Below are 18258 nucleotides of genomic sequence, written 5' to 3'. Positions count from 1 at the left end.
TTGCGATACGCGAAGGTGGCCGTACTGTCGGTGCCGGCGTGGTAACTAAAATCTTAGACTAAGGATCTGATCGTGGCAACACAACAAAAAATCAGAATCAAATTGAAGTCATACGATCATAATTTGATCGATAAATCAGCTGAGAAGATTATTCAGACTGTGAAATCTACTGGTGCTGTAGTATCGGGACCTATCCCGCTGCCCACCCGTAAAAGTATAATTACAGTTAATAAATCTGTATTCGTTGATAAGAAATCTCGAGAGCAATTCGAGTATCGTTCACACAAAAGACTGATCGACATTCTTTCAACAGGATCACAAACTGTAGATGCATTAATGAAGCTGGAATTACCTTCCGGTGTTGATGTAGAAATTAAAGTATAGAAAAGGACCAGAACACGATGAGTGGTTTGATTGGAAAAAAAGTTGGTATGACAAGCGTGTTTGATAATAATGGCAGAAATATTCCTGTCACTGTTATCGAAATTGAACCTTGTGCTATTACCCAGATTAAAACAGAAGACACAGACGGTTACACCGCTGTTCAGCTTGCTGCTTTTGATCGCAAGGAAAAAAATGTAAGTAAAGCTGTTAAAGGCCATTTTGCCAAGGCAGGTGTAGATACAAAACATCAGGTTGTTGAATTCCGTGATTTTATTCCGGAAGGATTGAACGTAGGTGACGAACTCAACATAAATGATGTATTTACTGTTGGAGACACCGTTGATGTCGTTGCTACCTCTAAAGGCCATGGATTTACAGGTGTTGTTAAACGCCACAATTTCCGTGGTGTGGGTGATGCAACACACGGCCAGCATAACAGAATGAGAGCGCCCGGTGCAATCGGTAATGCATCTGACCCTTCTAAAGTATTTAAGGGAATGAGAATGGGTGGTCAATCTGGTAATGAAAGAGTTAAGGTAAAGAATTTAAGTGTCGCTAAGATCCTTGAAGACTCTAATCTGCTTCTTGTGACCGGATCCGTTCCAGGTGCGAAAGGCGGTTACGTAGAAATTCATAACAAAACGTCTGTTATAGGTTAATCATGAAATTAGATATTTATAAAATAGACGGATCTAAGACCAGTAATAAAATTGAACTGAATGATGCCATCTTTGCTGTGGAACCTAATGAGGTTGTACTTTACGAAGATGTAAGACGTCATTTAGCTAATAAGCGTCAGGGAACAGCCAAAACTAAAGAACGCGCTGAGGTTACTGGAAGTACAAAGAAAATGTACCGGCAGAAAGGTACTGGTAATGCCCGACGTGGTGATATCAAATCACCGCTGTTAAGAAAAGGTGGAACTGTGTTTGGCCCTAAGCCTCGTGATTACAGTTTTAAAATGAATAAGAAAACCAGACAATTGGCACGTAAGTCTGCACTTTCACTTAAAGCAACTGCGGAGGGCATCGTAATAGTAGAAGATTTTACTTTTGATGCGCCTAAAACATCGCAAGTAGCAGATATGCTTAATGCTTTTGAAGTAAATGGAAAGAAAGTAATAATATTGACTGCTGATACAGATGCAATCGTGTATAAATCAGCAAGAAATATTCCTAAGGTTGTAGTTCTTGAAGGATACAAACCTAATACTTATCAGATAATGAATGCTGATGTAATACTTATTCAGGAAAGTGCAGTATCGATTCTCGAAAACAGTATTGAAGGTAAAACTGAGAAGGTAACAGCATGAGTATAATTATTAAACCAGTTATAACAGAAAAATTAAGCCGACTTCAGGAAGAAAATAAGTACACCTTTGAAGTAGCTAAGAATGCAAATAAGCCTGAGATCAAAAAAGCAGTAGAAGATGCTTATCCAGGTGTTAAAGTAGCTAAAGTAAATACAGCTATCATGCCTTCTAAACCTAAAGGCCGTTATACCAGAAGTGGATATCAAGGCGGTCGTACTAAAGTTTGGAAAAAAGCGATTGTAACAATCAAAGAAGGCGAAATTGATTTCTTTGCTGAAATTTAAGATCTAGAGAATAATGCCTACTAAGAAATTAAAACCAATTACACCGGGAACAAGACACAGAATTGCTCCTGTTTTTGATGATATTACAACTAAAGAGCCGTTAAAGGCTTTATTAGCTGGAAAACATTCATCCGGTGGTCGTAACAGATATGGAAGAATTACATCGCGTCACCGTGGTGGTGGACATAAACGTCGTTATCGAATCATTGATTTCAAAAGAAATAAATACGATATACCGGCTTTAGTCCAAACTATTGAATATGATCCTAACCGATCAGCACGTATTGCTTTAATTGCATACGCAGATGGTGAACGACGATATATTCTTGCACCGAATAAATTACAAGTTGGAGATACTATTATATCGGGTGAAAATGCAGCTCCGGATTTAGGAAATGCTTCACCGATGATCAAGATGCCTCCTGGTACATTTATTCATAATATTGAATTACACCCGGGACAAGGTGGAACCCTTTGTCGTAGTGCCGGTACAGGTGCACAGCTTCTTGGAAAGCAAGGAAAGTATGTAAGTATAAAGCTACCATCAGGTGAAGTACGAATGATATTGGGAAGTTGCTATGCAACGGTTGGTGAAACCAGTAACCCGGATCACATGAATACTACTATCGCTAAAGCAGGTAGGAGCAGATGGAAGGGAAAACGCCCACAAACACGTGGTGTTGCAATGAACCCTGTTGATCACCCAATGGGTGGTGGTGAAGGTAAAGCTTCCGGAGGTCATCCTAGATCACCGTGGGGCCAGTCTGCTAAGGGTAAAAAGACCCGAAACAGAAATAAATTATCTTCGAAGTATATCGTCAGAAGAAGAAAAACTAAGAAAAAATAATTAGATAAGTATGCCACGCTCACTGAAAAAAGGGCCATTTGTTTATTATAAGCTTCAAAGAAAAATTGATGAAGCTCAGGAAAGTGGATCCAAGAAAGTGATCAAAACCTGGTCACGTAGTTCTATGGTAACTCCTGATTTTATGGGATTGACCATAGCAGTTCATAACGGTAAACAATTTATCCCTGTTTTTATCACTGAAAATATGGTTGGACACAAGTTAGGAGAATTTGCTCCTACAAGAACATTCCGTGGACACCCATTGAAAAAAGCAGCTAAATAATTAATCGGATATAAGAGATGGATACTCCAGTTTTAGAAGCACGCGCAGTTCAAAAGCACCTTAGGAAAGCCCCTAGAAAGGTTCGTTTGGTGGTAGATGCTGTTCGTGGTAAATCAGTAGAAAAAGCTATAAAGCGCTTAGAATACACTAAAAAAGCAACTGCTGAAGATGTTATCAAAGTGATAAAATCTGCAGCTGCAAATTTACGTGATAAGTTTCAGGAAGAGCGCTTTGATGATGAAGACCTTTATATAAAGGAAATATATGTAGATGAGGGTGTAACTCTGAAAAGAATACAGCCTGCACCGATGGGTAGAGCTCATCGAATTAATAAACGTTCATGCCATATCACAGTAAAAGTGGCAAAGCGTGATCAAGAAAGTGTAAACGAATAAACGATAAATACCTTGGGACAAAAAACAAATCCAACTGGTTTTAGATTAGGCATAATTCGCGGATGGGATTCCAACTGGTTTTCTGAAGAGAACCAGCCAAGTCTCATCATTGAAGACGAAAAACTTCGTGAGTACTTGCACACAAGGCTACGAAATGGTGGTCTATCTAACGTAATCATTGAACGGACACCAAAAAGAATTCTGCTTACTCTTAGAACAAGCAGGCCTGGTGTAATTATTGGTAAGGGTGGTGAGCAGATCGAATTACTTCGAGAAGAGCTCAAAAAAATTACCAGTAAAGAAGTTCAGATCAATGTTAGTGAGATCAAACGTCCTGAATTAGACGCCAGTCTTGTAGCACAGAATATAGCTCAGCAGTTACAAGCAAGAGTTTCATTCAGAAGAGCTATGAAAACTGCCATCTCATCTGCAATGCGTATGGGAGCCAAAGGTATAAAAGTACGCTGTGCAGGTCGTTTAGGCGGTGCTGAAATGGCACGTACTGAGCAGTATAAAGAAGGCCAAATTCCTTTGCATACTTTACGTGCAGACATTGATTATGCTACTTCTACTTCAAATACCATTTATGGGTCAATTGGAGTAACAGTTTGGATCTTTAAAGGTGAGATTATAGGTGATGTTGATTTGACGCCTGGTACACAAACCGGTCGAGATTCTGACTCCGGCAGAGGTAAACGAAGAGGCGGAGATGACAAAGGACGAAGAAGTCGCCGACGCAGCAGAAATAGAAATAGATCTTAATAAAAACAGTTAATAAGAAACGATGTTAGAGCCAAAAAGAGTTCAGAGACGCCGTGTCCATCGCGACAAGCTGAAGGGTAACGCAACGCGGGGCCATGTCATAAACTTTGGTGATTTTGGACTGAAAGCTATGGAGCCTAAGTTCATCACTTCACGACAAATTGAAGCTTGCCGTATTGCTATTGCACGTTCACTGCAGAGAGACGGACAAACATTTATTAGAATTTTCCCGGACCGACCTATGACAAGCAAACCGGCTGAAACCCGTATGGGTAAAGGTAAAGGAGCTTTGGATCATTGGGTTGCTGTTGTTAAACCAGGCCGTATTCTTTTTGAGATCGCCGGTGTTAACGAAGAAAGAGCGAAAGAAGCTTTGAGGCGTGCTGCTCATAAACTTCCGATTAAAACAAAATTTGTTGTAAGAAGAGATTATCAGGAAGGATAGGATGAAAGCACACGAATTAAGAGATCTAACACTTACTGAATTAAAAGCCCGTCTTAAAGACGAGCGTGAAGTACTACAAAACCTAAGATTCTCTAAATCTGTTACGGGTCAATTAGAAAACCCGGCAAGATTGAGAAATCATAGACGAGAAGTTGCTCGACTTGAGACAATTATTAATGAAAAACGTAGTGCTGAACAAGCATAAAGATTTAATTATGGCACAAACAGAAAGAGCCCGAAGACGAGAAAGAATTGGACATGTTGTGAGTAACAGTATGGACAAAAGTATAACGGTTGCAGTAGATCGTCAGGTAAAGCATTCCATTTATGGAAAGTACATTACCAAGACTACCAAGTATATGGCACACGACGAGAACAATGAAGCAAACGTCGGTGATAAAGTTCATATCATGTCTACAAGACCACTTTCAAAGCGAAAATCATGGCGATTGGTTGATATCGTCGAAAAAGCTAAGTAACGAATAGAGCATTAGGAATTAGCGATGATTCAAACGAATACGACATTAAATGTAGCAGACAACAGCGGTGCCAGAAAGCTGATGTGTATCAAAGTTTTAGGTGATTCTAAACGACGATATGCAAGAATAGGTGATCTGATATCCGCATCTGTAAAAACTGCAATACCAGGTGGTAACGTCAAAAAAGGCGAGGTTATTAAAGCTGTTATTGTAAGAACTAGAAAAGAATTCCGCAGAAAGGATGGTAGTTACATTCGTTTTGATGAAAATGCTGCGGTTATTATTAATAAAGATCAAGAACCGGTAGGTACACGTATTTTTGGCCCAGTTGCCAGAGAACTTCGTGAAAAGAGCTTCATGAGAATCGTGTCGCTTGCACCGGAAGTACTTTAAAAAAGGAATTAGAGTATGCCACGCAGGTTCAATAAACAAAAGAAATTAAACGTTAAGAAAGGTGATGATGTATTGGTCATTGCCGGTAACGATAAAGGTAAAAGAGGCCGTGTATTGATGGTTATGCCTACTGAAGAGCGTGTGCTCGTAGAAGGCATCAATATGAAAACCCATCATGAAAAGCCAACCCAGGATAATCCACAGGGTGGTCGTCTTAAAAGAGAGGGTTCAGTCCATATATCTAATGTTATGGTTATTGACCCAACTACAGACGAACCAACAAGAGTAGGTCGTAAGCGTATTGAAGAAAACGGTAAAGGCCGTTGGGTTCGATATGCCAAGACCAGTGGCGAAATGCTGGATAAATAACGCATATAGATAGCAATGGCTGAAGCAAGATTATATATACAGTACAAAGAAGAAATTCGCGATAGTTTACGCGAAGAGTTTGAGTATGAAAACCCAATGGCCATACCCAAACTTCAAAAAATAGTAATAAATGTAGGTGTAGGCGACGCTATAACTGATAAAAAAGTTTTAGATACAGTTGTAGATAATGTAGCCGCAATTACCGGTCAACAACCGGTAACTACCAAAGCGAAAAAATCTATATCAAACTTTAAGCTGCGTGAAGGCATGCCAATTGGCTGTAAAGTTACTCTTCGCCAGCGCATCATGTTTGAATTTCTGGATCGACTTGTAAACTTGGCACTGCCAAGAACTCGTGACTTCCAGGGAGTTCCGGATAAAAGTTTTGATGGCCGAGGTAATTATACCTTGGGCATTAAAGAACACACAATTTTCCCGGAAATTGATACTGACAAAGTTTCAAAGGTCCATGGTATGGATATAACTTTTGTAACTTCTGCAGAAACGGATGAAGAAGCTTACGCCCTGCTTAAGCACTTTGGAATGCCATTTAAAACGAGAAATTAAGGATATTCTATTATGGCTAAGAAAGCTTGGATAGCACGCAACAAAAAGAGAATAGAAACAGTAGAAAAGTATGCTGAAAAGCGCCGTAAGCTGAAAGAAGCCGGTGACTACGAAGGCCTGCAAAAACTTCCACGCGATGCTAGTCCTACTAGGGTTAGAAATCGTTGTAACATCACAGGAAGAAGCAGAGGCTATATTAGTAAGTATGGAATTTCACGGATCAAATTTCGTGAACTTGCCCTCGCTGGTAAGATTCCTGGTGTACGAAAAGCAAGCTGGTAACAATAAAGAAGGAATCGATGACAGATCCTATTGCAGATTATTTAACACGTATAAGAAATGCCCAACAAGCCGGGCACAGAAGAGTAGATATACCCGCTTCTAAACTGAAGCGAGCCATGACAAAGATCTTGGCAGACAAAGGTTATATCTCTAAATACATTGATATTGAGGATGGTAAACAAGGAATTATCCGTTTGTTTCTGAAATATGACTCATACGGGCATCCTGTGATCCGAAGTATGAAAAGATTATCAAAACCTGGTCTCAGGGTTTATGAAGGTGGAAATAATGTTCCACGTTCACAAAACGGACTTGGTATTGTAATTCTTTCTACATCCAAAGGTGTAATGACCGATAAAGAAGCTCGCAAGCTTAATGTAGGCGGCGAGATACTATGCACCATTTACTAAAAAACAGTTTTTGAAAAATGTCTCGAATTGGAAATTTACCGGTACCTATTTCTGACAAAGTTGAATTCAGTATTGATGCTGACAACATTGCAACTTTTAAAGGAGATAAAGGAACCAATACACTTCGCATTCACCCAAATATCACTATTGAAAAAAGTGATAGTGAATTGATCATTAAACGGAATAATGACGAAAAGTCTAACCGTGCATTACATGGATTATTCCGGGCTTTGATCAGCAATGCCGTTGTAGGTGTAAGCGAAGGTTACACCAAAAAACTTGAAATCATAGGTGTTGGATACAGAGCATCTATCAGTGGGGACGTCCTTGAATTAAACCTTGGTTATTCTCACCCAATTTTCTTTGTGCCACCTGAGGGCATTACCATAGAGGTTGATACTAAAACCAGTAAAAACCCTATTATTGTCATCTCCGGAGTGGATAAGGAAATGGTAGGTCAAGTGTCTGCCAAGATCAGATCATTCAGGAAACCTGAGCCCTATAAAGGAAAAGGTATCAGATATCTCGGTGAGCAGGTACGTCGTAAAGCCGGTAAGTCAGCTGCTAAATAGAGGATATAAAAATGAATAAGAAGCAAAAAAAGAAAACTGAACGAAGAAATAAGATCAGAAGAAGAATTCGATCTACTGTCAAAGGAACTTCTGAGAGACCTCGTTTGAGTATATATAAGAGCAGTAAATATACATACCTGCAATTGATTGATGACATGGAAGGCGCTACAGTTGCTTCTACAAAAGTAAACAGTGGTGTTGAAAATGCTAAAGAAGCAGGTTCTGAAATTGCAAAAGCTGCTCAGGACAAAGGAATTAATAAAGTGGTATTTGACCGTAGTGGTTACAAATATCACGGCATCGTGAAGGCTGCTGCAGAAGGCGCCCGCGATGGTGGATTAGACTTTTAATTGAATTGGGACAAAAATGCCTAAAATAAGAAGAAAACAATCTGTACCAGCTGCAAATTTGAACCTCGAAGAAAAACTGGTTCACGTTAACCGTGTTTCTAAAGTGGTAAAAGGTGGACGGCGTTTCAGCTTTAATGCAATTGTAGTAGTAGGTGATGGAAACGGTGTTTGCGGACATGGACTTGGAAAAGCAAATGAGGTTTCTGATGCAATTCAGAAAGGATTTGATAATGCTAAGAAAAACCTCATCAGAGTTCCACTGACAAAGACCAAGAGTATTTACCACCCTATTGTAGGTAAAGCAGGAGCCGGTAAGGTTCTTCTAAGACCTGCAGCTGAAGGTACCGGGGTAATTGCAGGTGGTGCTGTTAAATCGTTACTGGATGTAGCCGGTGTACATAATATTCTGTCTAAGTCTCAGGGATCATCAAATCCCCACAACATGGTTAAAGCTGCATTTACAGCATTGAAAGAACTTACAGATCCTGTTGAAGTAGCACAGAGAAGAGATATTTCTCTGAATAAAGTATTTGAAGGATAATTATATAAAGAATTAGATGATGGACTTAAGTAATCTAAAAGCACCGATTCCGAATAGAAAAAATACCAAGCGAGTTGGTCGTGGACAAGGTTCAGGGCGTGGTGAACAATCTGGCCGTGGACATAATGGACAAAAGTCAAGATCGGGTCACAAGCAACGTGCCTGGTTTGAAGGTGGGCAGATGCCACTTCAGCGAAGAGTACCTAAGTTTGGTTTCACCAACTTTAACCGAACTGAGAATCGTGGTATCAATGTACATACTATCAGTGAATTCATTGAGGCTGGTAAATTGGATGCCAAGATTTCTATAGAAGATTTAATCAATTCCGGTTTAGCTCATCAAAATGATACGATCAAATTATTGGGTCGCGGTGAGTTAGATCAAAAAATTGAAATAGAAGTGCACGCTGCCAGTAAATCTGCTGAAGAAAAAGTAGATAAAGCCGGTGGTACACTAACAATTGTTAAGAAATAACAGCTTAGTATAGACCACGCATGAGTCTGATAGAGAACTTTCGTAATATTTTCAAAATTGAAGACCTAAAGAATAGAATTCTTTACACTGTTGGTATACTGATGGTTTACCGGGTGGGTAGTTATATTACACTTCCTGGTGTAGACGCCAATCAGTTGATAAACAATTCGGGTAATGCAGCAAGTAGCTTGTTGGGATTATTCGATCTGTTTGTTGGGGGTGCATTTTCAAGAGCAGGTGTTTTTGCACTTGGTATTATGCCCTATATCACCGCTGCTATTATCATACAGTTGATGGGTGCAGTTGTTCCTTACTTCCAGAAATTACAACGAGAAGGTGAGGAAGGAAGACGAAAGATCACTCGAATGACTCGATATGGTACTGTTGGTATTACTGCTGTACAGGCTATCGGTTTCTCTATAAATCTTATTTCGTCATCACCACAGGCAATTGTGGTGAATGAACTGTTCTTTGTGATCACGGCTATGATCGTACTTACTGCAGGTACAGTATTTGTAATGTGGTTAGGTGAAAGGATCAGCGAACGTGGTATTGGTAATGGTATCTCACTGATCATCATGATCGGTATCATTGCTGCATTACCGGCGAACTTTTATAACGAGGTAACTACTAAAGCTAATGCTATTTTAGTAATTATTGAGGTAGCTGCTCTGATACTTGTAATAGCTGCAGTAGTTCTTCTAACTCAGGGAACACGAAAAATACCGGTTCAATATGCTAAAAGAGTGGTTGGACGTAAAGTGTATGGTGGAACAACCCAATATTTGCCTCTGAAAGTAAATGCGGCTGGAGTTATGCCGATAATCTTTGCTCAGTCTATTATGTTCATTCCCAGTACAATTGGTTCATTCTTCCCTGATAACCAGACTGTACAGTTCCTGACGCAATGGTCCGTTGATTTTACAGGTGTAACATATTCTATTGTTTTCTTCTTTGTTTGTATGTTCTTTACCTTTTTCTATACGGCCATTGCTATAAATCCAAAAGAGATGGCGGATACTATGAAGCGTCAAGGTGGGTTTATTCCAGGTGTACGACCGGGTAAACAAACAGTTGAGTTTATTGATAATATTTTGACAAAGATTACTTTACCGGGATCTATATTTTTATCTTTTGTAGCAATACTACCTGCTATTGCAGTTGGGTTGTTTGGAGTAACTCCCGGTTTTGCTCTCTTTTATGGAGGAACTAGTTTGTTGATCATCGTGGGTGTTGCATTAGATACACTTCAACAAATAGAAAGTCATTTAATGATGAGACACTACGATGGATTTATGAAAACAGGTCGAATTAAAGGCCGAAGAAGAGCATAGGATGATTTATCTGAAAAGTGAATCTGAAATTGAGAAGATGCGAGAAAGTGCACTCATCGTCTCAAGAACACTAGCGGAAGTCGGTAAACATATCGAACCGGGTGTTCAAACAGGTACACTCGACAGGATTGCTGAAGAGTATATTGATAAAGAAAAGGGCCGCCCTGCTTTTAAAGGTTACGGCCCCAAAGGAAACGAATTTCCCGCAACGTTATGTATTTCTGTGAACGAGGAAGTTGTTCATGGAATACCCGGAGAAAGAATTTTAAAAGAAGGTGATATTGTATCCATCGATTGTGGTGTAGAAAAAAATGGATATTTTGGTGACCATGCCTACACATTTGTTGTGGGAAATTGTGACGAAGAAACATTGAAATTATTGAAAACCACACTTGAGTCTCTATATGAGGGAATTTATCAGGCGGTTCACGGTAATAGGATTGGAGATATGGCCAACGCCATTCAGTCTTACTGTGAAGCGGAAGGTTACGGTGTGGTAAGGGAATTAGTTGGACACGGTATTGGTAAATCAATGCACGAAGATCCATCGGTTCCGAATTTTGGTAAAAAAGGCAAGGGCGAACGTTTGCGTTCAGGTATGACTCTTGCAGTTGAGCCTATGATTACTATGGGTTCATATAAAGTAAAAACATTAAAAGACGGCTGGACAATTGTTACAGCCGACAAGAGCTTAGCAGCGCATTTCGAACACGATATAGTAGTTCGGGAAGGAAAAGCTGAAATTCTCAGTACTTTTGATTATATTGCTGAGCTCTCGGATAAAAATCAAAACATATTGTATTATGGCTAAACAAGAGCCGATAAAACAAGATGGCGAAATAATAGAAGCATTGCCGAATGCTCAATTTAGAGTTGAGCTGGATAATGGACATGAGATATTGGCTCATGTATCAGGTAAAATGCGTATGTATTACATAAAAATTCTGCCGGGAGATAGAGTGGCTGTAGAAATGTCACCCTACGATTTAACCAAAGGAAGAATAACTTATAGATATAAATAAAGGTTGTCATGAAGACTAGATCATCAGTTAAAAAAAGAAGTTCAGACGACAAAATTGTAAGACGTAAAGGAAGACTTTACGTGATTAACAAGAAAAACCCGCGTCATAAGCAAAGACAGGGATAATAGACTAACAGATTACTTATATGGCACGTATTGCTGGGATAGATTTACCTAAACAAAAACGAGGCGTAATCAGCCTTACTTACATCTATGGAATTGGCGTTTCTAAGGCTCAAGAAATCCTTGACCGCGTAGGTATCGATCACGATACCAAGGTTCAGGATTGGACGGATGAAGAAGTAAGTGAATTACGTAAGATCATTGACGAAGAGTATAAAGTTGAAGGTGCTCTTAGAAGTGAGGTTAATGGGGACATCCGTCGCCTGATCGAGATTGGAAGTTACCGTGGCGTCCGTCACCGTAAAGGCCTGCCGGTCAGAGGACAGAATACTCAAAACAACGCTCGTACCAGAAAAGGTAAAAAGCGTACTGTTGCCGGTAAAAAGAAAGCAGTTAAGTAGTAATTGTAATTGAGATAACAAATGGCTAAAAAACAACCAAAAGCAGCAAGTGCTGCAAAACGCAAAAGAAAAAAGCAAATAAGTGATCCTAATGGGATGGCTTTTGTAAAAGCTACTTTCAACAACGTTATCGTCACAATTACTGATGGAGATGGTAACGTATTGTCTTGGTCTTCTGCCGGAAAAGAAGGCTTTAAGGGATCAAGAAAAAATACTCCATATGCTGCACAACTAAGTGCTGAAACTGCTGCTAAGACTGCACATGACATGGGTCTTAGGAAAGTTGAAGTATTTGTAAAAGGTCCGGGTTCCGGACGAGAGGCTGCGGTAAGAGGAATGGCGAGTTCAGGTTTGGAAGTTACGTCAATAAAAGACAGAACGCCGCTTCCACACAATGGATGCCGCCCACCGAAACGTAGAAGAGTTTAATAGCAAAGAGATTGTATAATGGCAAGATATAGAGGACCAAAACAGAAAAAAGCCAGAAGGTTTAAAGAGCCAATCTTTGGCCCAAGTAAAGCTTTAGAGCGTAAGCCTTACGGACCTGGTGAGCATGGTCGTTCAAGATTTAATAGAAAATCTGAGTATGCTATCCAGTTGGAAGAAAAGCAGAAGGCAAAGTACACTTACGGTCTACTTGAAAAGCAATTTAGAAATTTATTCAAATCTGCATCTGCCCAGGATGGCGTAGCTGGTGAAAACCTCCTACAGGCACTTGAGCGTAGATTAGATAATACTGTATATCGTATGGGGTTTGCCAGAACCAGACGGCAAGCCAGACAGTTAGTTACTCACAAGCATATAGTTGTGAATGGTAACATCCTAAACATTCCATCATTTGAGGTTTCTCCTGGTGATGTTATTTCTGTACGACCTAAATCAAGAAGCCTTGAGGTTATTGAAGATTCTCTTTCAGGTTCATCCAGGAATAAATATAAATGGGTTGAAACAGATCCAAAGATGAAATCAGGTAAAATGCTGCATATCCCTTCCATGGAAGAGATACCTGAAAACATTAACGTACAGCTTATTGTTGAGCTTTACTCTAAGTAATTCAAAAAGACATAGATCTTATTATGAGCAATTATAGCATTCAAATGCCTGAAACCCTTAACGTAGTTGAAGATCAAAATGACTTCGGTACTTTCGTTCTTCAACCTTTGGAAAGAGGTTTTGGGGTAACGATTGGAAATTCGTTTAGAAGAGTTCTGCTCTCATCTTTGCCTGGTATTGCTATTACAGCAGTAAAAATAAATGGTGTTGACCATGAATATTCCAGCATTAAAGGTGTAAAGGAAGATGTTTATGAAATTATTCTGAATTTCAAAGAAGTAAGGTTCAAGCAAGTTGAACAAAGTTCAGGTGTAATTCATATTTCCAAAAGTGGCCAGGGTGAGTTGACAGCCAAAGATATTGATGATGCAACAGCTGAATATGAGGTGTTAAATCCTGATTTGGTGATTGGTAATTTAGCAGATGATGCAGAACTGGAAATCGAGTTAAAGATAGGTCGTGGTAGAGGTTATGTTCCTGCGGAGGAAATGAACATCGAAGATGATGATGTAAACCTAATTCCTATTGATGCCATCTTTACACCAATTAAATCAGTTAAGTATAATGTAGAGAATGTTCGTGTCGGGCAAAGAACTGACTACGAAAAATTAGTAATGGATATTCAGACTGATGGGTCAGTTAATGCCAAAGAGGCTTTGACTATTGCCGGTAAGATATTGAAAGAACATATAGAGAAATTTATTACTGAGGAGATCGAAGAGCCATTTACTCAAGAAGAAGAGGAAGTGGATGCTGAGAAACAACGTGTAGCCAATTTGTTAAGAACTAGTATTGAAGATCTTAACCTGAGTGTTAGAGCTTATAACTGCTTGAAATCAGCAAACATCAATTCAATCGGTGAGCTTGTTTCACGCGATGAGCAAGATCTTTTGAAATTCAGAAATTTCGGTAAGAAATCACTAAGTGAACTTGTTGAAGTTATTGAAGAGAAGAATCTTGAGTTTGGAATGGACGTTTCAAAATATTTGGACTAAGCAGAAAGGAATTAAAAAATGCGTCACGGAATAAAAGGTAGAAAATTAAGTCGAACTTCAGCTCATCGAAAATCAACCATGCAATCTCTTGCTATGGCTTTGATCAGAGAGCATAGAATCGTAACAACAGTAGCTAAGGCAAAAGAGTTAAGAGGCTATGTAGAGCCATTAATTACCAGGGCCAAAGAGGATACTGATCATAATAGAAGGCAGGTTTTTTCCAGTCTTCAAAATAAAGATGCAGTTACCACACTTTTTACTGAGGTCGGTCCAAAATCCAAAGATCGTCCGGGTGGATACACTCGTGTAATCAAAGCCGGATTTAGGAAGGGTGACGGTGCTGAGCTGGCTGTGGTTGAACTTGTAGACTTTAATGATATTAAGCCTGAAGGATCTTCCGCTACTTCCAAGAAGAAAAGAACCAGAAGAGCAGGTAAAAGTAATGCCCCTACTACTTCCGAGGCGCCAAAAGAAAGTGAGAATACGAAAGAATCAGAAGCTGCAGATAATAATAAAGAAGTATCTGCCGAAGAAAAAGATTCTACAAAAGAAGAATAGACTAAGGAATCTAACCCTTAGTAAGTGTACATAGGATGCACTTATTCAGATCAACCTGGAAATGATTAAATTTCTAAAACTAAAGTTGACATCTGAATAAATTAATCCCTATCTTTGGTTTCTGTTTCGAAAACGATTTTTGACATCGAAACAATAGTTCTTAGACATAATGAAGTATAGATCAGATTGTTTGTGCGAGCGAGAGCTTGTTCAATTCTTTGATGCATTAATTTGCATTTACAAAAATGACCAAGAGCGTAGGGTCTGCTCACAGAGTATAATTTAATTATTTACAATGGAGAGTTTGATCCTGGCTCAGGACGAACGCTGGCGGCGGGCTTAACACATGCAAGTCGAAGGAGAAGGTAGCTGCTTGCAGCTACTGGAGACTGGCGGACGGGTGAGTAACGCGTAGATAACCTGCCTATATCTGGGGGATAACATCTCGAAAGGGGTGCTAATACCGCATAATGCAGCGGGGCCGCATGGCCACAGTTGTTAAAGGTTTCGGCCGGATATAGAGGGGTCTGCGTACTATTAGTTAGTTGGTGGGGTAACGGCTCACCAAGGCGATGATAGTTAGGGGGTCTGAGAGGATGATCCCCCACACTGGGACTGAGACACGGCCCAGACTCCTACGGGAGGCAGCAGTGAGGAATCTTGCGCAATGGGCGAAAGCCTGACGCAGCCACGCCGCGTGCCGGAAGACGGCCCTATGGGTTGTAAACGGCTTTTGAATGGGAAGAACGAGAGGGTTTCGATCTTCTGTGACGGTACCATTTGAATAAGCACCGGCTAACTCCGTGCCAGCAGCCGCGGTAATACGGAGGGTGCAAGCGTTGTCCGGAATCATTGGGTGTAAAGGGTGCGTAGGCGGGAGCCTAAGTCTGTGGTGAAATCTTGCCGCTTAACGGTAAAATTGCCATAGATACTGGGTTTCTTGAGTACAGAAGAGGTCGGTGGAATTCGTAGTGTAGCGGTGAAATGCATAGATATTACGAAGAACACCAGTGGCGAAGGCGGCCGGCTGGACTGTAACTGACGCTGAGGCACGAAAGCGTGGGGAGCGAACAGGATTAGATACCCTGGTAGTCCACGCTGTAAACGATGTATGCTAGTTGTTGGTCCTTTAGGGCCAGTGACGCAGTTAACGCAGTAAGCATACCACCTGGGGAGTACGTTCGCAAGAATGAAACTCAAAGGAATTGACGGGGGCCCGCACAAGCGGTGGAGCATGTGGCTTAATTCGATGCAACGCGAGGAACCTTACCTGGGCTAAATCCACAGTGTTATCTCCCGAAAAGGAGAGTCCCTTCGGGGCACTATGGAAGGTGCTGCATGGCTGTCGTCAGCTCGTGCCGTGAGGTGTTGGGTTAAGTCCCGCAACGAGCGCAACCCCTGTGGTTAGTTACCAGCACGTAATGGTGGGGACTCTAGCCAGACTGCCTACGCAAGTAGTGAGGAAGGTGGGGACGACGTCAAGTCATCATGGCCCTTACGTCCAGGGCTGCACACGTGCTACAATGGATGGTACAATGGGTAGCCACCCCGCGAGGGGGAGCAAATCCACAAAGCCATTCTCAGTTCGGATTGGAGTCTGCAACTCGACTCCATGAAGGTGGAATCGCTAGTAATCGCGTATCAGCAATGACGCGGTGAATACGTTCCCGGGCCTTGTACACACCGCCCGTCAAGCGATGGAAGTCAGGAGTACCTGATGTCGCTCCAATAAGGAGTGCCTAGGGTAAGCCTGGTAACTGGCGCTAAGTCGTAACAAGGTAGCCGTACCGGAAGGTGCGGCTGGATCACCTCCTTTCAAGGAGAGCGTTCCTGCAATATGGAACTACGACGCTACGCAACCGCTCGTATCAAACAATCTGATCTGTACTTTTTTATAGCGGGTTAATACTCGCCGCAGCCGGCGACAACGCCTGTGCCCATCCCCCGCTGGAACGGGGCTTGTAGCTCAGGTGGTTAGAGCGCACGCCTGATAAGCGTGAGGTCGGAGGTTCAAGTCCTCCCAAGCCCACAACATAGTGTGAAAGGGGCTATAGCTCAGCTGGCTAGAGCACTGCCTTTGCAAGGCAGGGGTCCGGGGTTCGAATCCCCGTAGCTCCACAGAGTTTTTTGAGATATTGAATGTGAGACAGTAGATATGAGAGGGCGCAAGTCCCGGGCTCACATACCAGAAAGAATGTAAGGCAACGATGTTGCCAGACACGAGCCACACGCGCAAGTGTGGGTTCTTTGACATGATGAAAGCAATAGCAATAGTAAAAGGTCTGATGCGGCATATTTCGATATGCTGCAAAAGATAGTAGGGCATTTGTTCGTTCGCGAGCAGGTGTGCTACGCCAAGGTATCTGGATGCGGTTCGTCCCACATCCAGACCACAATTGTAAACCAATAGCATGAATACTTATGTAGGCCAGCGCGGCGGAGACGCCGTGCAAGCCATATAATAGAAGCATACTAAGGGCACACGGTGGATGCCTAGGCATACAGAGGCGATGAAGGACGTGTAAAGCTGCGATAAGCTACGGGGAGCTGCATAAGAGCAATGATCCGTGGATTTCCGAATGGGGCAACCCATCCCGATTTATCGGGATACTCCTTTCGAGGAGAGCATACGGGGGGAACTGAAACATCTAAGTACCCCCAGGACAAGAAAACAATTAAGTGATTTCCCAAGTAGCGGCGAGCGAACGGGAAGCAGCCCAAACCGGCTTCCTACGGGGAGTCGGGGTAGTAGGACCTGCATAATCAAAGCGAGCTTAAGTCGAAACTGCCTGGAAAGCAGTCCCACAGAAGGTGAAAGGCCTGTAGGCGTACGGCGAGTTTTGAGGCGGGTATCCTGAGTAGTGCGAGGCCGGTGAAACCTTGCATGAACCAGCCGGCACCATCCGGTAAGGCTAAATACATCTGTATGACCGATAGTGAACCAGTACCGTGAGGGAAAGGTGAAAAGAACGCCGAGAAGGCGAGTGAAATAGTACCTGAAACCGTGTGCTTACAAGCGGTCGGAGCCTCAATTTATTGGGGTGACGGCGTGCCTTTTGTATAATGAGCCTACGAGTTGCTCCTGTTGTGCGAGGTTAAGCCCCTAAGGGGTGGAGCCGTAGCGAAAGCGAGTCTGAAACGGGCGAGCAGTACAGCGGGGCAGACGCGAAACCAAGTGAGCTATCCATGGTCAGGGTGAAGTGGGGGTAAAACCCCATGGAGGCCCGAACCGCCAGACGTTGAAAAGTCTTCGGATGAACTGTGGATAGGGGTGAAAGGCCAATCAAACTTGGAAATAGCTCGTACTCCCTGAAATATATTTAGGTATAGCGTCTGGTTTTGTCTCTCCGGAGGTAGAGCACTGATTAGGCTAGGGGGCTTCACCGCCTACCAACCCTAGACAAACTCCGAATACCGGAAGAGAGCCACCAGGCAGTCAGTGGCGGGGTGATAACGTCCCGTCGCGAGAGGGAAACAACCCAGACCACCAGCTAAGGCCCCCAAATGTATGTTAAGTTGAACAAAGAAAGTTGGGTTGCCCAGACAACTAGGAGGTTGGCTTAGAAGCAGCCATTCCTTTAAAGAGTGCGTAATAGCTCACTAGTTAAGCGGCCCGGCGTCGA

General features: G+C 41.9%; 29 protein-coding genes, 2 tRNA genes and 2 rRNA genes (1 of these 33 running past the window's edge). All 33 read left to right on the top strand.

Going from position 1 to position 18258, the window contains the following annotated elements; genetic code table 11:
* Window positions 1–72: 72 nt before the first annotated feature.
* Window positions 73–384 (top strand): 30S ribosomal protein S10, encoded by a 312-nt coding sequence (gene rpsJ, locus ACKGJO_RS09935; RefSeq protein ID WP_018128596.1) that lies wholly within the window; start codon window positions 73–75, stop codon window positions 382–384.
* A gap of 17 nt (window positions 385–401) precedes the next feature.
* Window positions 402–1043: a 50S ribosomal protein L3 gene (gene rplC, locus ACKGJO_RS09930; RefSeq protein WP_411323258.1), complete on the top strand. Its 642-nt coding sequence runs from the start codon at window positions 402–404 to the stop codon at window positions 1041–1043.
* Between the two features lie 2 nt (window positions 1044–1045).
* On the top strand, window positions 1046–1696 hold the full coding sequence (gene rplD / locus ACKGJO_RS09925; RefSeq protein ID WP_411323257.1) for a 50S ribosomal protein L4: 651 nt from the start codon (window positions 1046–1048) through the stop codon (window positions 1694–1696).
* Window positions 1693–1980 (top strand): 50S ribosomal protein L23, encoded by a 288-nt coding sequence (rplW, locus tag ACKGJO_RS09920; RefSeq protein ID WP_411323256.1) that lies wholly within the window; start codon window positions 1693–1695, stop codon window positions 1978–1980. Before rplD ends, rplW begins: the two co-directional genes overlap by 4 nt.
* Before the next feature lie 13 nt (window positions 1981–1993).
* Window positions 1994–2827, top strand: coding sequence for a 50S ribosomal protein L2 (gene rplB, locus ACKGJO_RS09915; RefSeq protein ID WP_411323255.1), 834 nt, complete (start codon window positions 1994–1996; stop codon window positions 2825–2827).
* A 10-nt stretch (window positions 2828–2837) separates the two neighbouring features.
* On the top strand, window positions 2838–3110 hold the full coding sequence (gene rpsS, locus ACKGJO_RS09910; RefSeq protein WP_411323254.1) for a 30S ribosomal protein S19: 273 nt from the start codon (window positions 2838–2840) through the stop codon (window positions 3108–3110).
* A gap of 17 nt (window positions 3111–3127) precedes the next feature.
* A complete protein-coding gene (gene rplV / locus ACKGJO_RS09905) occupies window positions 3128–3505 on the top strand; it encodes a 50S ribosomal protein L22 (protein WP_411323253.1) in 378 nt (125 codons plus the stop codon).
* 12 nt (window positions 3506–3517) lie between these two features.
* On the top strand, window positions 3518–4267 hold the full coding sequence (rpsC, locus tag ACKGJO_RS09900; RefSeq protein WP_411323252.1) for a 30S ribosomal protein S3: 750 nt from the start codon (window positions 3518–3520) through the stop codon (window positions 4265–4267).
* Window positions 4268–4289: 22 nt separating this feature from the next.
* Window positions 4290–4712, top strand: a complete 423-nt coding sequence (rplP, locus tag ACKGJO_RS09895) for a 50S ribosomal protein L16 (protein ID WP_411323251.1) — start codon at window positions 4290–4292, stop codon at window positions 4710–4712.
* Window position 4713: 1 nt separating this feature from the next.
* The gene (gene rpmC / locus ACKGJO_RS09890) at window positions 4714–4917 is read left to right on the top strand and encodes a 50S ribosomal protein L29 (RefSeq protein WP_411323250.1); all 204 of its coding nucleotides are present in this window, start codon (window positions 4714–4716) and stop codon (window positions 4915–4917) included.
* A 10-nt stretch (window positions 4918–4927) separates the two neighbouring features.
* Window positions 4928–5191, top strand: a complete 264-nt coding sequence (rpsQ, locus tag ACKGJO_RS09885; RefSeq protein ID WP_411323249.1) for a 30S ribosomal protein S17 — start codon at window positions 4928–4930, stop codon at window positions 5189–5191.
* A 24-nt stretch (window positions 5192–5215) separates the two neighbouring features.
* Window positions 5216–5584 (top strand): 50S ribosomal protein L14, encoded by a 369-nt coding sequence (rplN, locus tag ACKGJO_RS09880; RefSeq protein WP_411323248.1) that lies wholly within the window; start codon window positions 5216–5218, stop codon window positions 5582–5584.
* 15 nt (window positions 5585–5599) lie between these two features.
* Window positions 5600–5953: a 50S ribosomal protein L24 gene (rplX, locus tag ACKGJO_RS09875; protein WP_411323247.1), complete on the top strand. Its 354-nt coding sequence runs from the start codon at window positions 5600–5602 to the stop codon at window positions 5951–5953.
* Window positions 5954–5968: 15 nt separating this feature from the next.
* Window positions 5969–6520 carry a 50S ribosomal protein L5 gene (gene rplE, locus ACKGJO_RS09870; RefSeq protein ID WP_411323246.1) on the top strand — a complete coding sequence of 184 codons (552 nt, stop codon included), beginning with the start codon at window positions 5969–5971 and terminating at the stop codon, window positions 6518–6520.
* Between the two features lie 12 nt (window positions 6521–6532).
* Window positions 6533–6802, top strand: a complete 270-nt coding sequence (gene rpsN / locus ACKGJO_RS09865; protein ID WP_411323245.1) for a 30S ribosomal protein S14 — start codon at window positions 6533–6535, stop codon at window positions 6800–6802.
* Between the two features lie 17 nt (window positions 6803–6819).
* A complete protein-coding gene (gene rpsH, locus ACKGJO_RS09860; RefSeq protein WP_411323244.1) occupies window positions 6820–7212 on the top strand; it encodes a 30S ribosomal protein S8 in 393 nt (130 codons plus the stop codon).
* Window positions 7213–7229: 17 nt separating this feature from the next.
* The gene (gene rplF / locus ACKGJO_RS09855; RefSeq protein ID WP_411323243.1) at window positions 7230–7784 is read left to right on the top strand and encodes a 50S ribosomal protein L6; all 555 of its coding nucleotides are present in this window, start codon (window positions 7230–7232) and stop codon (window positions 7782–7784) included.
* An 11-nt stretch (window positions 7785–7795) separates the two neighbouring features.
* Window positions 7796–8134, top strand: coding sequence for a 50S ribosomal protein L18 (rplR, locus tag ACKGJO_RS09850; protein ID WP_411323242.1), 339 nt, complete (start codon window positions 7796–7798; stop codon window positions 8132–8134).
* Between the two features lie 16 nt (window positions 8135–8150).
* The gene (gene rpsE / locus ACKGJO_RS09845) at window positions 8151–8675 is read left to right on the top strand and encodes a 30S ribosomal protein S5 (protein ID WP_411323241.1); all 525 of its coding nucleotides are present in this window, start codon (window positions 8151–8153) and stop codon (window positions 8673–8675) included.
* Window positions 8676–8694: 19 nt separating this feature from the next.
* Window positions 8695–9150, top strand: a complete 456-nt coding sequence (gene rplO, locus ACKGJO_RS09840; RefSeq protein WP_411323287.1) for a 50S ribosomal protein L15 — start codon at window positions 8695–8697, stop codon at window positions 9148–9150.
* Between the two features lie 20 nt (window positions 9151–9170).
* Window positions 9171–10484 carry a preprotein translocase subunit SecY gene (gene secY / locus ACKGJO_RS09835; RefSeq protein ID WP_411323240.1) on the top strand — a complete coding sequence of 438 codons (1314 nt, stop codon included), beginning with the start codon at window positions 9171–9173 and terminating at the stop codon, window positions 10482–10484.
* A 1-nt stretch (window position 10485) separates the two neighbouring features.
* A complete protein-coding gene (gene map / locus ACKGJO_RS09830) occupies window positions 10486–11295 on the top strand; it encodes a type I methionyl aminopeptidase (protein WP_411323239.1) in 810 nt (269 codons plus the stop codon).
* Window positions 11288–11506: a translation initiation factor IF-1 gene (infA, locus tag ACKGJO_RS09825; protein ID WP_103664582.1), complete on the top strand. Its 219-nt coding sequence runs from the start codon at window positions 11288–11290 to the stop codon at window positions 11504–11506. The genes map and infA overlap by 8 nt, the downstream gene beginning before the upstream one ends.
* An 8-nt stretch (window positions 11507–11514) precedes the next feature.
* Window positions 11515–11631, top strand: coding sequence for a 50S ribosomal protein L36 (gene rpmJ / locus ACKGJO_RS09820; protein ID WP_071594720.1), 117 nt, complete (start codon window positions 11515–11517; stop codon window positions 11629–11631).
* A gap of 20 nt (window positions 11632–11651) precedes the next feature.
* A complete protein-coding gene (gene rpsM, locus ACKGJO_RS09815; RefSeq protein WP_411323238.1) occupies window positions 11652–12029 on the top strand; it encodes a 30S ribosomal protein S13 in 378 nt (125 codons plus the stop codon).
* Window positions 12030–12050: 21 nt separating this feature from the next.
* Window positions 12051–12458, top strand: a complete 408-nt coding sequence (gene rpsK / locus ACKGJO_RS09810; RefSeq protein WP_411323237.1) for a 30S ribosomal protein S11 — start codon at window positions 12051–12053, stop codon at window positions 12456–12458.
* An 18-nt stretch (window positions 12459–12476) separates the two neighbouring features.
* The gene (rpsD, locus tag ACKGJO_RS09805; RefSeq protein WP_411323236.1) at window positions 12477–13082 is read left to right on the top strand and encodes a 30S ribosomal protein S4; all 606 of its coding nucleotides are present in this window, start codon (window positions 12477–12479) and stop codon (window positions 13080–13082) included.
* A gap of 23 nt (window positions 13083–13105) precedes the next feature.
* Window positions 13106–14077, top strand: coding sequence for a DNA-directed RNA polymerase subunit alpha (locus tag ACKGJO_RS09800; protein ID WP_411323235.1), 972 nt, complete (start codon window positions 13106–13108; stop codon window positions 14075–14077).
* An 18-nt stretch (window positions 14078–14095) separates the two neighbouring features.
* Entirely contained in the window at window positions 14096–14635 is a 540-nt protein-coding gene (gene rplQ, locus ACKGJO_RS09795; RefSeq protein WP_411323234.1) for a 50S ribosomal protein L17, read from the top strand.
* Window positions 14636–14927: 292 nt separating this feature from the next.
* Window positions 14928–16451, top strand: a 16S ribosomal RNA gene (locus ACKGJO_RS09790).
* Between the two features lie 139 nt (window positions 16452–16590).
* Window positions 16591–16664 (top strand) — tRNA-Ile (locus tag ACKGJO_RS09785).
* Between the two features lie 15 nt (window positions 16665–16679).
* A tRNA-Ala gene (locus ACKGJO_RS09780) sits at window positions 16680–16753 on the top strand.
* Window positions 16754–17096: 343 nt separating this feature from the next.
* Window positions 17097–18258: ribosomal RNA gene (locus ACKGJO_RS09775) — 23S ribosomal RNA — on the top strand; it runs 1746 nt beyond the window's last position.
* The 16S and 23S rRNA genes sit together here with 2 tRNA genes alongside, the layout of an rRNA operon.

The sequence above is a fragment of the Gracilimonas qinghaiensis genome, assembly GCF_046602855.1.
GTDB lineage: Bacteria > Bacteroidota > Rhodothermia > Balneolales > Balneolaceae > Gracilimonas.
Note: the sequence above shows the minus strand (reverse complement) of the source record. Positions and strands in the feature narration are given on the sequence as shown.

Bases quoted from the DNA above. Each gene is read 5' to 3' on its own strand.
- rplC (WP_411323258.1), top strand. From the start codon at position 402: ATGAGTGGTTTGATTGGAAAAAAAGTTGGTATGACAAGCGTGTTTGAT.
- rplD (WP_411323257.1), top strand. From the start codon at position 1,046: ATGAAATTAGATATTTATAAAATAGACGGATCTAAGACCAGTAATAAA.
- rplW (WP_411323256.1), top strand. From the start codon at position 1,693: ATGAGTATAATTATTAAACCAGTTATAACAGAAAAATTAAGCCGACTT.
- rplB (WP_411323255.1), top strand. From the start codon at position 1,994: ATGCCTACTAAGAAATTAAAACCAATTACACCGGGAACAAGACACAGA.
- rpsS (WP_411323254.1), top strand. From the start codon at position 2,838: ATGCCACGCTCACTGAAAAAAGGGCCATTTGTTTATTATAAGCTTCAA.
- rplV (WP_411323253.1), top strand. From the start codon at position 3,128: ATGGATACTCCAGTTTTAGAAGCACGCGCAGTTCAAAAGCACCTTAGG.
- rplP (WP_411323251.1), top strand. From the start codon at position 4,290: ATGTTAGAGCCAAAAAGAGTTCAGAGACGCCGTGTCCATCGCGACAAG.
- rpmC (WP_411323250.1), top strand. From the start codon at position 4,714: ATGAAAGCACACGAATTAAGAGATCTAACACTTACTGAATTAAAAGCC.
- rpsQ (WP_411323249.1), top strand. From the start codon at position 4,928: ATGGCACAAACAGAAAGAGCCCGAAGACGAGAAAGAATTGGACATGTT.
- rplN (WP_411323248.1), top strand. From the start codon at position 5,216: ATGATTCAAACGAATACGACATTAAATGTAGCAGACAACAGCGGTGCC.
- rplX (WP_411323247.1), top strand. From the start codon at position 5,600: ATGCCACGCAGGTTCAATAAACAAAAGAAATTAAACGTTAAGAAAGGT.
- rplE (WP_411323246.1), top strand. From the start codon at position 5,969: ATGGCTGAAGCAAGATTATATATACAGTACAAAGAAGAAATTCGCGAT.
- rpsN (WP_411323245.1), top strand. From the start codon at position 6,533: ATGGCTAAGAAAGCTTGGATAGCACGCAACAAAAAGAGAATAGAAACA.
- rpsH (WP_411323244.1), top strand. From the start codon at position 6,820: ATGACAGATCCTATTGCAGATTATTTAACACGTATAAGAAATGCCCAA.
- rplF (WP_411323243.1), top strand. From the start codon at position 7,230: ATGTCTCGAATTGGAAATTTACCGGTACCTATTTCTGACAAAGTTGAA.
- rplR (WP_411323242.1), top strand. From the start codon at position 7,796: ATGAATAAGAAGCAAAAAAAGAAAACTGAACGAAGAAATAAGATCAGA.
- rpsE (WP_411323241.1), top strand. From the start codon at position 8,151: ATGCCTAAAATAAGAAGAAAACAATCTGTACCAGCTGCAAATTTGAAC.
- rplO (WP_411323287.1), top strand. From the start codon at position 8,695: ATGGACTTAAGTAATCTAAAAGCACCGATTCCGAATAGAAAAAATACC.
- secY (WP_411323240.1), top strand. From the start codon at position 9,171: ATGAGTCTGATAGAGAACTTTCGTAATATTTTCAAAATTGAAGACCTA.
- map (WP_411323239.1), top strand. From the start codon at position 10,486: ATGATTTATCTGAAAAGTGAATCTGAAATTGAGAAGATGCGAGAAAGT.
- infA (WP_103664582.1), top strand. From the start codon at position 11,288: ATGGCTAAACAAGAGCCGATAAAACAAGATGGCGAAATAATAGAAGCA.
- rpmJ (WP_071594720.1), top strand. From the start codon at position 11,515: ATGAAGACTAGATCATCAGTTAAAAAAAGAAGTTCAGACGACAAAATT.
- rpsM (WP_411323238.1), top strand. From the start codon at position 11,652: ATGGCACGTATTGCTGGGATAGATTTACCTAAACAAAAACGAGGCGTA.
- rpsK (WP_411323237.1), top strand. From the start codon at position 12,051: ATGGCTAAAAAACAACCAAAAGCAGCAAGTGCTGCAAAACGCAAAAGA.
- rpsD (WP_411323236.1), top strand. From the start codon at position 12,477: ATGGCAAGATATAGAGGACCAAAACAGAAAAAAGCCAGAAGGTTTAAA.
- ACKGJO_RS09800 (WP_411323235.1), top strand. From the start codon at position 13,106: ATGAGCAATTATAGCATTCAAATGCCTGAAACCCTTAACGTAGTTGAA.
- rplQ (WP_411323234.1), top strand. From the start codon at position 14,096: ATGCGTCACGGAATAAAAGGTAGAAAATTAAGTCGAACTTCAGCTCAT.